The following is a 15,341-nucleotide window of genomic DNA, read 5'->3' on the forward strand; positions in this document are numbered from 1 at the left end:
CCCAAGGGCTGGTTGGAGTGATATGTCCTGGCTGTGGCGGCAACGAGGTGACCGCCGTGCGGGAGGCGATCCACGGCAAGGGCGCCTTCCGCAAGGAGTTGCCGACGCGACTCGCCAAGGGTCCTGACAAGGACTGGGACGGCTTCCTGCACTTCGCCGAGGGCATCGTCCTCGTCGGGCTCGCGCTCGGCTGGGCCTACATGGGCGTGGACCAGGAGAAGCCGCTGTACATCGGCGGCGGCCTCGTGCTCGCCGTGGCGCTGCTCGTCGGGACGCTCTTCGTGGTGCGTGACGATGCCCGGGAGAAGGCCGTCGAGCGGGCCGGCTTGCCGCGCGCCGACTACTTCTGGCTGCCCGCCCGCTACTGCGGCGGCTGCGAGTCCGTGTTCTGCCCCCAAGGGGAGCCGTGGCGTGGGGTGTTGACGCCGGAACAGTTCAAGAGGCTGGTGTGGAGCGAGGCCGGTTACGCCGATCAGCTCGCGGCGGGGGACAAGGCGAAGGACGCGGAAGTGCCGCCGGGGACGGTGGTGGGGCGGTAGCGGTGCGCGGTGCGCGAGTTGAGTGGGGCGCGCGAGGAGTGTGCGGGGCGGGACGGGGGCGCGTTACGGGTGTACGTTCGAGCGCCGGTCGTACGCCCCTGTGCGCCGTGATGAATGATGAATCCAGTGTTCCGCTTGAGCGTTCAGCTCGCTAATGTGTGCGTCAACTCGGGGGTATCCGTTCATTCAAGTACTAGAAAGACGGAGTGACGCGTGAACATGGCACGACGCACCACCAGCCCCACCGCTCCCGCTGCCGGGACCGGAGAGGACTCGATCTTCATGTGGTTGATCGGGCGGCGCTAGTCTCCCCGGGCTCCGCCAGGGCCAGCCGGAGATCCCGGGCCCGCCCCGCGCAGCCGAGCCGACCGTACAACTCCAGCGCGTCCTCCGCGAAACCCCTGGCGGAGGACGCGTTCTGTGTGTGCGGGGACGTGCGGGCGAGGCCGTCGAGGGCGCGGGCCGCGCCCAGGGGGCTGCCGGCCTCGCGGGCGATGCGCAGCGCCTCGTGGTGCGCGTCGAGCGCCGCCTCGTAGCGGCCGAGCTGCCGCAGCGCCGTGCCGGTGCCGAGGAGCGCGGCCTGGAGGTCGAGCGGGCTGCCGATGCTCCTGGCGATGCGTTCGGCCTCGGCGAAGTGCCAAAGCGCCTCACCGGGACGGCTGTTGGCGGCGTACGCCGAGCCGAGGCTGATGAGGGTGTCCGACTCGCCGCGCGCGTCCGACGCGGCGCGGTAGCTGGCCAGGGCGCGGCGGAAGTACGTGAGGGCCTGCTCCACCCGGCCGGTGTCCTGGCAGACGCTCCCCAGGTTCGCGAGCAGGTTCGCACGCTCCTGACGGCCGCCGACGCTGTGGGCCAGGCGCAGCGAACGCTCGAAGTGGGTGCGGGCCTCCTCGTGCCGGCCGTCGAGGCGGTACACCTCGCCCACGTTGTTGAGGGCGCGCATCTGGCCGTACAGATGACCGGTGCGCTCGTGGACGCGCAGCACGGTGCGGAACTGGTCCAGGGCCTCCCGGTGGCGGCCCGCCGAGTGCAGCGCCACCCCCATCATGTTGGCCACGTCCGCCTGGCCGTAGGGGTCCTCGACCTGGCGGTACAGCGTGTGCGCGGCGCGCAGCACCCGCAGGCACGTGCTGCCCTGGCCCGCCGCGAAGTGCGCCCGGCCGGACTGCAGGAGGGCGTCCGCCCGGCCGCGTACGTCGTTCAACTCCTGAAAGAGGAAGAGTGCCTCGGTCGCCCGGTGCAGGGCCTTGCCGTGGTCCTTCTGCGTCAGGACGTCGGCGTGTTCGACCAGGGTGCGGGCCAGGGCCACCTGGTCGTCGCGCGTGCGTGCCGCGGATACCGCCGCCTCGAAGAGTTCCGATGCCAGGTCCCAAGTGCCCCACAGCCGCAGTGACTTGGCCAGGACGTGCGGGAACAGCGCCGCGTGCTCCGGGGACTCCGCGGCGGCCGTGCGCGCGACGGCCAGGAGGTTGCCGCGCTCCACGCTCAGCCATGCCGCGGCCTCGTCCGCGTCGCCGAAGTCCGGTGCGTACGGGCAGGTCAGGTGTGGTCCTGGCGGCAGGATGCGGTGGTGCGGGTCGGTGCGGACGGCCGCGCGGTAGGCCCCGGTGAGATAGCAGTTGAGCAGCCGCGTGAGCGCCGCGCGCCGGGCCGAGTGCGGTTCGTCGCGGGTGGCCATGCGCAGGCCGAAGGCGCGGGTGAGGTCGTGCAGGCGGTAGCGGTCGGTCACGGGTTCCTCGACGAGGTTGCGGTCGAGGAGCTGGTCGAGGGTCTTGCGGGTGCGGGCCGCGTGGGCGGGGTCTTGATCGGCTTCCCGGCCCGGTGCGCCGCCTTCGCGGCCCTCTTCCCGGTCCGGTGCGTCCGCCGCCAGGGCCGTCGCCGCGCCCAGCGTGATGTCGGGGCCGGGGTGCAGCGCCAGGCGGCGCAGCAACTGGGCCGCCTTCGGGGTCAGTTCGGCGTACGAGAGGGAGAAGGCGGAGGCCACCGCGTCGCTGTCGAACTCGTCGAGCGGGTCGGCCGCCTGCACCAGGCGGTCCGTGAGGTGGTCCAGGCTCCAGGAGTCGCGGTGCCGGAACTGGCTGGCGAGGAGCTGGAGCGCGAGCGGATGGCGGCCGCAGGCGGCCACGGTGCGGGTGAGCGCCGAGGTGTCGGCGGGCAGCCGGCCGGGCCCGGCGACACGTGTGAACAGGGTGGCGGCCTCCGTGGTGGAGAGCACCTCCAGGTACAGCGGGGTCGCGCCGGCCAGGCCGGTGAGCCGGTTCCGGCTCGTCACGACGGCCCGGCAGGTCGCGGCGCCGGGCAGCAGCGGGCGGACCTGGTCGGCGTCGCGGGCGTTGTCGAGGACCACGAGGACACGGCGCCGCGCCGTCCACTCGCGCCAGCGCGTCACTCGTGCGTCGAGCGAACCGGGCAGCTCGCCGGGCACCCCGGCGGCGTGCAGCAGCACGGCGAGCGCCTCGGCGGGGTCGTACGGAGGCAGCGGGCCGTACCCCCGCAGGTCGACGTAGAACCGGCCGTCCGGGCAGGCCTCGGTGAGCCGGTGCGCGGCGTGCAGCGCGAGCGCGGTCTTGCCGACGCCGGGCATGCCGTGGACGACGGTGAGGGGGAGTGCCCTCGGTGTCCCCGACACGCCCAGGAGGATGCGCAGTTCGCTCGCCCTGCCGGTGAAGTGGCCCATGTCGCGGGGCAAGTTGGTGAGCGGCTCCTCCGCCGTGGGGCGACGGTCCGCGGGGGCGTCGTCCGCTGCCCGGCGACCGCTGGGGGGCCTTTCGGCGCGCGCGTCAGGAACATGGGGCGGCCTGCCCTGTCCGGCCCCGCTCGGGCCCGGAGCCCCGCCGCTCTCCGGGGCCGCCGGCGTCATCAGCGTGCGGTCCTGTTCGAGGATGCGTACGTGGAGTTCCTGGAGCTCCGTGCCGGGTTCGATGCCCTGGCCCTCGTGGAGGCGGGCGCGGGTGGCGCGGTAGAGGTCGAGGGCCTCGTCGTCGCGGCCCGAGCGGTACAGGGCCAGCATCAGGGCGGCGATCACCCGCTGGGCCAGGGGGTTCTGGGCGGCCAGCTCGTGCAGCTCGCCGATCAGGTCGGCGTGCCGGCCGAGCTCGAGCTCAAGCCGGATGCGGGCCTCGCGGACATGGCGGTGGTCCTCCACGAGCCGGGCGCGGGCCGAGCGCGCCCAGGAGCCGGTGAACTCCGTCAACGGCTCGCCGCGCCACAGCGATTCGGCGGCGCGCAACAGCTCGACGGCCCGCTGCCTGCCGCCCTGCCGGGCGGTGACCGCGGCGTCGGTGCGCAGCCTGGCGTAGCGCAGCAGGTCGACGGCGTCGGGGGCGACCCGCAGCCGGTACAGGCGCGGGGCGTACCGCTCCAGGAGGGCCTGTTCGCCGGCCGCCCGGCCGAGGCGGTTGCGCAGGCGCGACAGATAGCTCTGCAGGGTGTCCTGGGCCGTGCGGGGCGGCTCGTCGTCCCAGACGCGGTCCATGAGGGCGTCGAGGGAGACCGGTTCACCGCGGGCGTGCACCAGGACGGCCAGCACGCAGCGCTCCTTCGGGGACCCGAGCTCGTGCTGCCGGCCGTCCTGCCAGAGTTCGAGAGGTCCCAGCGCCAGTAAGTCCACCATCACCCCCGCTGGGTGCGTGCCCGGCGGGTGCTTCGCGCCGCCGCCGTCGGCAGTTCCGCACATTCGTGCGTAACTCTGCTCACTGTTGTCGCGGCGTCAGGGGGAGCGGGGAGAGGCGCACGGGTGCGTGCCGGGCGCATGGAGTGGATCCATGGCCAAGACTTTCCCTGTGGGCCCCGGTGGAACCTCAACTACCGCTCCGCGAAGTGTAGTTGGAGGCCACGGCGTGCGCTCCGGTGTGAGCCGGTGTGACGGCGTATGCCGTCGTCAGTGGGCACTCGGAGTGCAGGGTTCCTGCAACCCGGCCATCCAGGTCCCCGGGGCACGCTGCCGTCGTCCGACCCGACACGACGGAGAGAACCGGGGGAACGGAACGATGAGCGTGACCATGCTGGAGGCGCACGGGCATCCGGTGCCCGTGCGGCCGGACGTAGAGCGCTGGGCCACCCGCCCGGTGCGCAGGCGCGTGCTCGCCGTGGTGCACACGGTGACGTCGGGGCGGCGGCTCCTCGACGCGGTGCGGCTCCTGGAGGGCGACTGGCGGGTGCAGGTGTTCTTCACCGCGGCGCCCGACGTGTTCAGCGGTGGAGTGGCCGACTTCCTCGACGAGCTCAAGGTCCTGGTGCTGCCCTGGAGCCAGGCGGTGCAGACCGTCTTCGACCTCGCGCTCGCGGCCGGCCACGGCGGGCTGCACGAACTGCACGCGCCGGTGGTCGTGCTGCCGCACGGCGCCGGACACAACAAGATCGTCCGGGCCCGGCGGGGCGGGGCCGTCGCCGCGCGGGGCGTGTACGGGCTGAGCAGGCAGCGGCTCGTACGCGACGGGTCCGTGGTCCCCGAGGCCGTCGTCCTCGCCCACCGGGAGGAACTGGAGCGGCTCGGCCGCGAGTGCCCGGAGGCGCTGCCGGTCGCCGAGGTCGTCGGTGACCCCTGCTTCGACCGGGTCACCGCGAGCCGGCCCGCGCGCGCCTTGTACCGGCAGGCCCTGCGGACCCGGGCCGGGCAGCGGCTCGTCCTCGTCTGCTCCACCTGGGGCCCCGGCTCGCTGCTCGGCAGCGGCGGGCAGGAACTGCTCGACCGGATCGTGGCCGAACTCCCGCCCGAGGACTACCGGGTGGCCGTGCTGCTGCATCCGCACGTGTGGCACACCCACAGCGAGTGGCAGGTGCGCGGCTGGTTCGCCGGGCTCGGGCGCGGCGGGCTCGCCGTCGTCAGCCACCGCGCCGACTGGGTCGGGGCGCTCGTAGCCGCCGACTTCGTCGTGGGCGACCACGGGTCCGTCTCGCTGTACGGCGCCATGACGGGGCGGCCTGTGCTGCTCGCCTGTCTGCCGGACGGTGACGTGGATCCCGGCTCCCCGATGGCCGAACTCGGCTCGTTCGCACCGCGGTTGCACGAGTCCAAGCCGGTGCGGCGCCAGCTCGAACGGGCCGCCGCGACGTACCGGGCCGACCTCCACGAACGCGTCGCCGCCCGCATCACCTCCGAGCCCGGCCGCTTCGCCCGCAGGATGCGCGCCCTGCTCTACCGCAAGCTGCGGCTGCGCGCGCCCGCCGGCTTCCCGGCGACGGAGCCTGCGCGGCTGCCACGGGTCGTGGAGTACGACGAGCCGGGGAGCGTCGTGTCATGACGGTGCGGGCGGTGGTGGCTCCGGTCGCGGTCCCGGTCGTCGCCCCTGTCGCGGCCCCGGTTCTGACGGCGGTCGTGACGGCGACGCCGGAGGCGCGGGGTGTCGAGCGGGTGCGGGTGGTGCTGCGCCGGCTCGGTACGGAGTACGTGGACGAGCATGTGCGGGTGGAGGTGCCCATCGCTGGTGCTGATGCCGGTGCCGGTGCCGGTGACTGGGCTCGGCTTGGGGACGTACTCCACGCGGAGTCCGCGGTGCCGTGGCATGCGGTGAGGCTTGGCGCGCGGTACCCGGGGGCGTTGGTGGTGGCCGCGCACCACGGCGGGGTGTGCCGTGTGCGGATGGGGCCGCGGGGTGCGGCGCTTGTCCTGCGGACGGCCTTGCCTGCCTGGGGAGCGCGGGGTGCGCGGCCGGGTGTGCCGTGGCCCGTGTGGGCGTCCCTGGCGCACGCGTTCCTCGTGGCGGGGCTGCCGCCGCGGGGGTTGGCGGGTGCGCGGGTGGTTTGCGGGGTGGGGGTGCGGTTGGGCTGGTAGGGGGTCCCGCCCGGGGTGGGTGGCGGTCCGGAGGCCTGCTCGGGGTGGGGGCCCAGGGTGGTGTTCACTATGCCGGTGGTGCGGTCGAGGCGTTGGGGCGGGCTTGGGTCGTCGTCCGGGGCCCGGGGGTGTGGCTCGGTCTGGTGGGCCCGGGCGCTGTTCACTGGGCCGGTGGTCCGGCCGAGGCGTTGGGGCGGCTTCGGTCGTCCGGGGCCGGGGGTGTGGCTCGGTCTGGCGGCCCTGAGTGTCGTTCGCTGGTCCGGTGGTGTGGCCGACGTGTTCGGGCGGGCTTGGGTCGTCCGGTGCCCGGGGGTGTGGCTCGGGCTGGTGGGTCCGGGTGTCGTTCACTGGGGCGGTGGTGTGGCCAATGCGTTCAGGCGGGTCTCGGCCGCCCGTGCGTCCGGGGACGTGGCTCGGCCCGCCTCCGCGTACAGCGTGAGCGCCTCGCCGTAGAGGGCGCGGGCGGGGGCCGGGGTGCCGCGGTGTTCGGCGAGTTCCGCGAGGGCGTGCAGGGCGCGGGCTGTTTCGTACGCGGCCGACATCGCGCGCAGGGCGATGAGCGCCGGCGTCAACTCGGCCTCCGCCAGGTCGGGTTCGCCGCGGGCGAGGTGGGCGCGGCCGAGGAGGACGGCCGCGCGTGCGGCGTTGTACGTGTCGTTCGCCGCGCGCAGCGTGGTGTGCGCGGCGGCGGCGTGCCGGGCCGCCTCCGTGGGGCGGCTCCGGGCGAGGGCCACGTCGGCGAGGTTGAGGCGGCCCAGGCCGCCCGCGCGGACGTCGCCGACGCCCGGCAGCGCCTCCGCCGCCCGCGTGAAGTACCGGGCGGCCTCGTCGAGCCGGCCCAGGCGCTGGTGGGCGAGGCCGCGGTAGTTGAGGGTGCGGGCGTGGCCGAGCGCGTTGCCGTCCGCGCGGAACTGGCGTGCCGCGCGCTCGAACATCTCCAGGGCGCGCTCGTGGCAGCCCATGCCCAGCTCGCCGACGCCGCCGGAGGTGAGCATCCGGCACTGCGCCGCCGTGTCGCCCAGTTCCTCGGCGGCGGCCAGCCCCTCCTGGTGCGCGGCCCGCCACTCCTCGTAGAACTTGCGGCGCAGGAACAGCGGCCACAGCGCGTCGGCGAGCTGCCAGCCCACCGTCGGGAAGGCGGTGCGGGCGCGGCGTATCACCGCCATCAGGTTGGGCAGTTCGCGCTCCTGCCAGTCCAGGGCCGCCTCCGTGCCCTCGCCGAAGTCCTCCGTGAGCACCGGGCCCGCGCCGTGGTCGCGGGCCATCGTGCGGTGCTGCGGGTCGACGATCCGCTCGGCTTGGGTCGCCGTGGCGAGATAGTGGTCGGCGATCCGCCGCAGCGCCGCCGCGCGCGCCCACGGCGACTCGTCCTGCGCGGCCTTCGCCGCCGCGTGCAGCCGTACGAGGTCGTGGAACCGGTGCCGGTCCTCGTGGGCGTCGGCGTCGGTGAGCAGATTGGCGTCGTGCAGGAGGTCGAGCAGGGAGAGGGCGCGGGACGCGTGGGAGGAGGAGGCGGCGGTCGCCGGTGCGGCGGGGGCACTCGGGCCGGGGTCGGGTCCGGCACCCGGGTCGGGGTCCGCTCCGGCACTCGGGCCGGGCTCCGCCAGCACCGCGACGGCCACCGCGTCGCTGAACTCCGTGCCCGGGTGGAGGCCGAGGAGGCGGTAGAGGCGGGCGGCGTCCGGGGGGAGTTCCTGGTAGGTGAGGTCGAGGGTCGCGCGGACGTTGTGGTCGCCGTCGATGGCCAGTTCCTCCAGCCGGTCGTGTTCCTCGGTGAGGGCGCGGACCATGGTGGTGATCCCGCGTCGTGGGCGGGAGGCGAGCCGGGCCCCGGCGACCCGCACCGCGAGTGGCAGTCCCGCGCACAACTCGACCAGGGCGCGGGCCTGTTCGGGCTGGTCGGCCACGCGGTCGTCGGAGAGCGTGGCGGCAAGGAGTTCCACGGCCTCGTCCACGCCGAGCGGCTCAAGGCGCACCGAGTGGCAGCCGTCGACGGTGAGGCCGGGCATTCGCCAGCGGCTGGTCACGGCGGTGACGCTGCGGCCGCCCGGCAGCAGCGGCCGCACCTGCGCGGCGGACGCGGCGTCGTCCAGGAGGACCACCAGGCGTTGGCTCGCCGTCAACGAGCGGTACAGCGCGGCCCGTTCGGCAAGACCGGCGGGCACTTGGGCGGCAGGTACGCCCAGGGCGCGCAGGAACCGGCCGATGACCTCGCCGGGGTCGGCGGGACCGCCCGGCGACTGGGCGCCCAGGTCGGCGTAGAGCTGGCCGTCGGGGAAGTGCGGGCGCAGCGCGTGCAGCCAGGCCAGCGTGAGCGCCGTCTTGCCGACGCCGCCGAGGCCGCTGACCGCGACCAGGGTGTGGCCTCCCTGGCCCAAGCGGTCCCCGAGGCTCGCATGGCCCCCGAGGCCCGCGTGGTCTCCGTGACCGGCGGAGCCCGACCGCAGGCGATGGCGTTCCAGCAGACCGAGTTCGGCCGTGCGGTCGGTGATGCGGGCCGCGGGCGGCAACTGCCACGGTGGATGCTGCGGCTGTGCGGCGGCCGGCGGCGACTGGATGTGGATGCCGCCGTACACCGTCTGCGCCTGCACGGCCGGACCGTGCACCGTCCCGCCCAGTTCGTTGTGGCCGCCCTGCTCCTGCCCCCGCACCCGAGCACCCCCTCCGCCCGCGTTCCGGCTCCGCGCGAACCGGCCCCTGTCAGGCCAGTCTTTCCGTACACGCGTCCGGTATCCGCGGTGAGGCGAAGGCGACAACGGGGGCGGCCGAAATCAGCCCAAGTCTCAGTCGTGGAAGGGCACTTGCAGCCACGGGCTGTCCGGGTCCGTCGTCAGTGCCCGATGGGCTCGGAGTACCGACGTGTACCAGGTCCCGAACTCCTCCTCGTCGAAGTGCAGGCAGCGGCCGAGGACGTAGCCCGCGGAGAAGTCCTCCCAGGAGGTGTACGCCGACTGGGCTCCGTGCGCGGCGCGTTCGAGGGCCGTGAGCAGCTCGGCGTGGGTGGCGTAGCGGGCGCCGCGGCCCCAGCGGGCCATCTTCGAGGCGCGGCCCAGGTCCCAGGCCGCGACGGTGGCGACCAGGCCGTCGGGCGGGAGCAGGCCGTCGGCGCGGAAGCGGGCCTCGTAGCGCATGACCTTGCCGACCAGGTCGCGCATCGCGCGGACGAACTGGTCGAGCTCCGGGTCGTCGCCGGGGCGGTGCGGGGTGTCGGGGCCGCCGGTCTCCACGACCCGGTTGCGCAGCGTCACCTCGACGCAGCGGCGCCACAGCTCCGGGTCCACCGGCGTGCCCTGTTCGGCGATGACGGCGGTGCGGGCGCCGAGGACGAAGTCCCAGTACCACGGGCTGACTTCACGGTCGAGGAGGCGGTCCTGCACGCCCCGCCACTCCTCGCGGTCGCGCACGCCCCACCACTCCTCCAGGCGCGCCACCTCGTTGCTGTAGCCCGCGCCGTGCCAGTCCAGGGTGTTCCAGGGCGCGCCGTTGGCGAAGCAGAGGTGGGCGCCGCAGGCGAGGCCCCGCAGGACCTGGCCGTCCGGTGCGCCGGTGCGGCGGGTGTCGACGCGGTCGTCGATACGGCCCTCGCGGTGGTGCTCGTCGTGCAGGTCGGCCCAGACCTCCCGCTCCTCGTCCGTGGTGAGGTAGTACTGCTCGCACGGCGTCTGCGTGTTGACCACCATGACGTCGATGTCCGATGGCCACTCGCGCGCGAGGGTGCCGAGCGTGACGTACTCGTACACGACGTCCGGATGCGGGCGCGGCAGGAACCCGGCCGTGTACACCTGCGCCACCCTGCGGCCGTCGGGGACCTCGACGCTGAAGAGGGGCGGGGCGTCCGGCGACGCGGCGAGGTCCGTGAGCAGCACCGGGCGGTAGACGCCCTCGACGGCCAGGGCCCGCAGATAGCCGTAGCCGTCCTCCGCCTCGACCAGTTCGTACAGGTGCTCCTCCAGGTCGGCGGGCGCCTGCCAGCGGGTGCCGTCCTGCGGCGCCGGGACGACCGGGAACAGGTCGTCGTGGTACTCGTCTTCGGCTGCCGCGTACATGGCCCCGCTTCTCGCTTCCGGGTCGGGTTCAGTTCGGGTTCGGGTTCGGATTCAGTTCGGGTTCGTGATGATCGTTTCCGGATCGAACCGTATCCGACGCGGTGGCCGGGGCCGCCGTCCGCGGGTGGTCAGTCCACCACGCGCAGGGGCAGTGTCTTGAGGCCGTTGATGAAGTGCGAGACCAGGCGGCGCGGTGGTCCTGCCGGGTGCAGGACGGGCACGGCCTCCAGTAACTCCTCGTAGAACACGGCCAGTTGGAGGCGGGCGAAGTGTGCGCCCAGGCACACGTGCGGGCCGTCTCCGAACGACACGTGCGGGTTCGGGTCGCGGGTCAGGTCCAGGCGGTCGGGCTCGGGGAACGCCCGCTCGTCGCGGTTGGCCGCCGCGTGGAAGACGACCACCTTGTCGCCGCGCCGGATCCGCCGCCCCGCGAGCTCCGTGTCCCGGGCCGCCGTACGCCGGAAGCTCAGCACCGGCGGATGCCAGCGCAACAGCTCCTCCACCGCCAGGGCCACGGGGGCCGTCCCCTCCCGCAGCCCGCGCAGCTCACCGGGGTGTCCGGCCAGCGCGAGCACCCCGCCGGGCGCCGCGCCGCGCACCGTGTCGTTGCCCGCGACGGTCAGCAGGAAGAAGAACATCTCCAGCTCGGCGGTGGTGAGTTCGGGCGTGGTGGCCAGGGCCGTGAGGATGTCGTCGCCGGGGTGGCGCCGTTTGTGCGCGGCCAGTTCGACGGCGTACGCGAACATGTCCGCCAGCATCGCCGGGGACCGCGGGTTCACCGGCCGCCCGTCGGGGCCGAGCACCGGCTCGCCCGCCTCGTCCGGGTCCTGATAGCCGATCACCCGCCGCGTCCAGTGCAGCAGCAGTCCGCGGTCGCTCTTCGGTACGCCGAGCAGGTCCGCGAGGTTCAGGAGCGCGTAGTCGTCGGTGACCGTGGCGACGAGGTCGCAGGTGCCGTCACCGGCGCGGGCCTCGTCGACCGCCCCGGACAGGAGGGAGCGGGCGCGCTCGCGTGCCACCGCCTCGAAGCGGGCGACGCGGCGGGGCGTGAACGCGCGGCTCACCAGGGTGCGCAACCTGCCGTGAACTGGAGGGTCTTGATTGAGCATCATGCGGCGGATGAACGGCAGGTCCGCCGGGTCCGGGTCGCGGATCTGGGTGGCGCCGAGGTGCGAGGAGTACGTTGCCGAGTCCTTGAGCACGGCCGTCACGTCCGCGTGCCGCGTGACCGCCCAGAACCCGGGCCCGGCGGGCCAGCCGAGCACCGCGGGCTCCTCCTGCCAGGCGACGGGGTGGTGGTCGCGGAGGGTGCGGTAGCGGTCGTACGGCACGGAATGGGCGTACAGACGAGGATCGAAGACGTCCGGGACGTGGGGCAAAGGGTGTTGGGGTGTGGTCATGCGTCCGCGGCCGGGGGCTGTGACGCCTCCGCCCCAGCTGTCTCCGCCGCCGCGTCGTCCGCCCGCAGGAAGTCCTCCACCGCGCGTATCAGGTCCAGCGGCGCCTCGTCCGCCGCGTAGTGGCCCACGCCCGGCAGCTCCACCAGTTCGCCGCGCGTGAACCACGTCAGCCACGTCTGCCGCATCAGGTCCGCCGGCAGGGCCGGGTCGAGCGCGCCGACGACGGCGAGCGCGGGCACCTGGCAGCCCTCGACCCGGTCGTGGAAGTCCTCCCCGGCCCAGGAGTCCAGCCAGGCGCGGAACGCCTTGACGTCGCTGCGTGCGAGCGACCGCGTGACCATGCGGTCGAGCCACGCGGCGGGACGTACCCCGCCCGTCGTCAGGTCGATGATGGTGCGCCGGTTGTCCGCGAGATGTGCGGCGGACGCGAAGAGCTCCCACTGCTCGGGCGGGAACGGAAGCGCGGACGCGGGTACGGGCGAGACGCCCACGAGCCGCCGCACCCGGTGCGGCGCGAGCGCCACCACGCGCTGCGCCACTTTGCCGCCCATCGAGTGCCCGACGAGCGAGAACCGCTCCCAGCCGAGCCGGTCGGCCAGGTCCAGGAGGTCCGCCGCGCCCTCGGCGGTGGTGTACGAGCCGACGGCGTCCTTGGCCTCGCCGTACCCGCGCAGGTCCACCAGGGCGTACTGGAACGCGTCCGTGTCGAGGTCGGGGAGCACCGGCGCGTACGCCGAGCGGTCCGCGAACCAGCCGTGCACGGCGAGCACCTTGTGGGCGCCGTCGCCGTGCAGCTCATGGGGAAGGATGAAGGCGGTCACGACGGCCACGATGGCCCCGGGTGAGGGGGCGCGCAAGAGTGCGAGCGTTCTGACCGGGTGGAGTGTGAAGGGTGAAACCCAGGGTGCGCGGGGGAAGTTGACGGACCGCCTGCGAGCAGCGCCCACGGATGGTCACAATGTGGCATGGCCATCCGCCACCTCAAGTACCGGCTCGACGAGGAGCCGGTCACCGGAACCGTCCGCCTGGTCGCCGTGCCCGAGTCCGTCCCGCATTCGGCGCCCGACGCCCCGTCGCCCGCCGCGCCCGATGAGCCTGCCGAGCCCGTCCGCGCGGCGGAGGTCGCCGAGTGGGTGGAGCTGGCCGTCGGGGCCGGGTGCGGGCCTGACGGTGGCGGGCTCGGGCCCGAGGCGCGGTTCAGCTTCAGCAGGCTGCCGGACGGCGCCAGCCTGCTGTGCCACACCGTCGACGCGGGGCGCGGCGTCCGGGCCATCCATCTCACCGGGCCCGAGGCGGCCCGGTTCGTGGAGGAGTGGCCGGTCACGCTGCTCGCGACGGGCGCGGTGCGTGGCTCCGGGGGCTCCGGGGGTTCCGGGAGCGTCGGTGACTCCGGTGACTCCGGTGACTCCGGGGACGCCGGGGACTTCCGCGACTCGGGGGACGAAATCCCCGGCGCCGGCGGTCCCTTCGCCCGCGAGCAACTCGTCGCCTTCGCCCGCGCCCACGAGCACCGCGTCGCCCCCTTCCTCGCCGACGTACGCCGCCTCTTCGACGACCCCGCGGGACGCCAGCTCGTCGTGGCCGAGGAGAGTCCGGACACCGTCGCCCGCTGGATCGCGCTGGCCTGCGCCTCGCTGCCGCCCTCGTACGTCCCCTCGCTGACGTTCGCCACCCGCGCCGCCGACCCCGGCCGCGCCCCGCAGCACATCGTCGGCATCGGGCCCGACGCCGCCTTCGACCGCTACGACGCCACCGCGCTGGCACACCACTACCGCGTCCACGACGGCCTCGGCGGCCCCGGCAGCCCGCCCCTCACCGACGTGTGGGCGACGTGGACGGCCCGGCTGTGGACGGCGGGGGTGGCGCTGCCAGGGGCAGGAACCAGCGGTGCCGAAGCGAGTGCCGATGCGAGCGTTGCCCTACGCGGCCCCGAAGCAAGCGCCGAAGACAGCGGTGCCGAACGCGACCCCAAAGCAAGCGCCGAAGCGAACAGTGCCGAAAGCGACCCCGAACCCGACCCGTTCTCACCCAGCCGCCTCGTCCCCCCGCTCCTCCAAGCAGGCCTCCTCTCCGCCGAGGAGCTCGCCGCGCTCCCCGCCGACCAGGCACGGGCAGCCGTCGACGCCCTGGTCACGCTGGTCGTGACGGCACCCGTGAGCGACGACGGCCCACTCCCCGGTCTCGTCGCCCTCTGCGAGGATCTGCACGCGCACGCCCCGGCCGCCGCCGCGCCCCTCGCGCTCGCCCTGGCCCGGCGGCGGCTGAACAGCGTGGCCCCGCCCGAACTCTCCGGCGAACTGGCCGCCGTCTGCGCGGAGTTGCCCCTCAGTGACGACACCAAGCGGGCGCTGCGCGCGGAGTACGGCGGTGACGCCGACAAGGCGCTGCGGCGCGCCCTGCTCGAACCCCCGGCGGCCTGGGTGGAGCCGCTCAGGATCGCGTTCGCGGTCGGGGCCGACGGCGGGCGCGGGCTCACCGCGGCGATGTCCCGGCTCGCCCGCGACCTGCGGGACACCGACGACCGCGCCCGCGCGGCGGCCGTACACGTCCTGGAAGAAGTCGGGCTCGCCCCGCTGACCCGGCGCGTCCTGAAACTGCTCGGTGACGAAAGCGGCGTCCGCCGCCTCGACCTGCTGCGGGACCTCGCCGCGTCCGAGCACGGCGACTGGCTGCGCCGCCACCTCGACGAGAACTCCCCGCTGCCGCTGCGCCTCGCCGAGGCCGCCGCACGCTGGCACGGCCGGGGCGACGGACTGCGCGGCTTCGAGCTGTTCAGCAGGCTCACGGAGCTCCTTCCGGAGCGGCAGGTGACCGACGCGCAGACGCTGGAGCTGGTGTGGCGCCTCGTCTGGCGCAGTGGCGCGCCCGCCCCCGCCGAACTGCCCAGGGTCGTCCGCGCCTGCACCGTCCGGCTGCTCGTCCAGGCGCGGCTCGGCCGGCACGTCAAGGCCGTCGTGACCGCGCCCGAACGGGTCGACCAGGAGACGGTCTCCTTCGCCCGCGAGCTGCTCCACGACCCCCACCTGAAGCGCAGCGAACGCGCCACCGCGAGTCTGCTCATCCTCGCCCAGGACCTGGCCGACCACAGGGTGTCACTGCCGCAGGGCGTCCATCAGCTGAGGGCGCTCCAGGTCGACGCGGAGCAGTTGGCCGACAGCGTGCGCCACGGAGTGGGCCGGTACGTCGCGCTCGCGCTCGTCCGCGCGCCCGCGGACCAACTGGCCCGCTCGCCCCTGTACCGGTACCTGATCTCCTCGGGACCCGAACTCCTCAAGCCCTACCGGCAGTTCATGCTCGACGAGGGCAAGCGGGACGAGCTCGACCACGCGCTGCCGCGGCAGCCCGCCGAGATCTGCGCGTACTACTTCCTGTGGCGGCCCGCGCGGCAGGAGGGCGTCGACCCGTACTGGCGGAAGGTGTCCGAGGAACTCCTCCGCGAGATCCTCGTGCCCGTCGTGCGGGGCCTGGACGAGCGTGCCCTGAGCGACGTGGCCACGGTCATCGCCAACCTCCCGGAGGGCGAGAACCGCCTGCGGGAGTGGAACGCCTGGCGCGACAGCCTCCGCGAAGGGTAGGACCCCCC

Annotated in this window: 9 protein-coding genes; 4 read left to right on the forward strand and 5 right to left on the reverse strand. The window is 74.3% G+C overall.

Going from position 1 to position 15,341, the window contains the following annotated elements:
* Positions 1 to 56 precede the first annotated feature (56 nt).
* Positions 57 to 539 (forward strand): hypothetical protein, encoded by a 483-nt coding sequence (locus tag IEY91_RS07445; protein WP_229696768.1) that lies wholly within the window; start codon positions 57 to 59, stop codon positions 537 to 539.
* 280 nt (positions 540 to 819) lie between these two features.
* On the opposite strand, the gene IEY91_RS07450 is transcribed toward IEY91_RS07445, so the two are convergent.
* Positions 820 to 4,152, reverse strand: coding sequence for an AfsR/SARP family transcriptional regulator (locus tag IEY91_RS07450; protein ID WP_189173480.1), 3,333 nt, complete (start codon positions 4,150 to 4,152; stop codon positions 820 to 822).
* 376 nt (positions 4,153 to 4,528) lie between these two features.
* On the opposite strand from IEY91_RS07450, the gene IEY91_RS07455 reads away from it, so the two are divergent.
* Entirely contained in the window at positions 4,529 to 5,782 is a 1,254-nt protein-coding gene (locus IEY91_RS07455) for a hypothetical protein (RefSeq protein ID WP_189173305.1), read from the forward strand.
* Positions 5,779 to 6,312, forward strand: coding sequence for a hypothetical protein (locus tag IEY91_RS07460; RefSeq protein WP_189173306.1), 534 nt, complete (start codon positions 5,779 to 5,781; stop codon positions 6,310 to 6,312). The genes IEY91_RS07455 and IEY91_RS07460 overlap by 4 nt, the downstream gene beginning before the upstream one ends.
* 344 nt (positions 6,313 to 6,656) lie before the next feature.
* Here IEY91_RS07460 and IEY91_RS07465 read toward each other — a convergent pair whose 3' ends face one another.
* From IEY91_RS07465 to IEY91_RS07480, 4 genes are all read right to left on the reverse strand, one after another.
* Positions 6,657 to 8,963, reverse strand: coding sequence for an ATP-binding protein (locus IEY91_RS07465; RefSeq protein WP_189173307.1), 2,307 nt, complete (start codon positions 8,961 to 8,963; stop codon positions 6,657 to 6,659).
* 132 nt (positions 8,964 to 9,095) lie between these two features.
* Positions 9,096 to 10,358 (reverse strand): DUF1266 domain-containing protein, encoded by a 1,263-nt coding sequence (locus tag IEY91_RS07470; protein WP_189173308.1) that lies wholly within the window; start codon positions 10,356 to 10,358, stop codon positions 9,096 to 9,098.
* Between the two features lie 128 nt (positions 10,359 to 10,486).
* Entirely contained in the window at positions 10,487 to 11,758 is a 1,272-nt protein-coding gene (locus IEY91_RS07475; protein WP_189173309.1) for a cytochrome P450, read from the reverse strand.
* Entirely contained in the window at positions 11,755 to 12,579 is an 825-nt protein-coding gene (locus tag IEY91_RS07480) for an alpha/beta fold hydrolase (protein ID WP_189173310.1), read from the reverse strand. The genes IEY91_RS07475 and IEY91_RS07480 overlap by 4 nt, the downstream gene beginning before the upstream one ends.
* A gap of 144 nt (positions 12,580 to 12,723) precedes the next feature.
* Here IEY91_RS07480 and IEY91_RS07485 point away from each other — a divergent pair, with 144 nt between their 5' ends.
* A complete protein-coding gene (locus IEY91_RS07485) occupies positions 12,724 to 15,333 on the forward strand; it encodes a GTPase-associated protein 1-related protein (protein ID WP_189173311.1) in 2,610 nt (869 codons plus the stop codon).
* The last annotated feature ends 8 nt before the right edge of the window (positions 15,334 to 15,341 follow it).

It is taken from the genome of Streptomyces lasiicapitis (genome assembly GCF_014646335.1).
Classification (GTDB): Bacteria; Actinomycetota; Actinomycetes; order Streptomycetales; family Streptomycetaceae; genus Streptomyces; species Streptomyces lasiicapitis.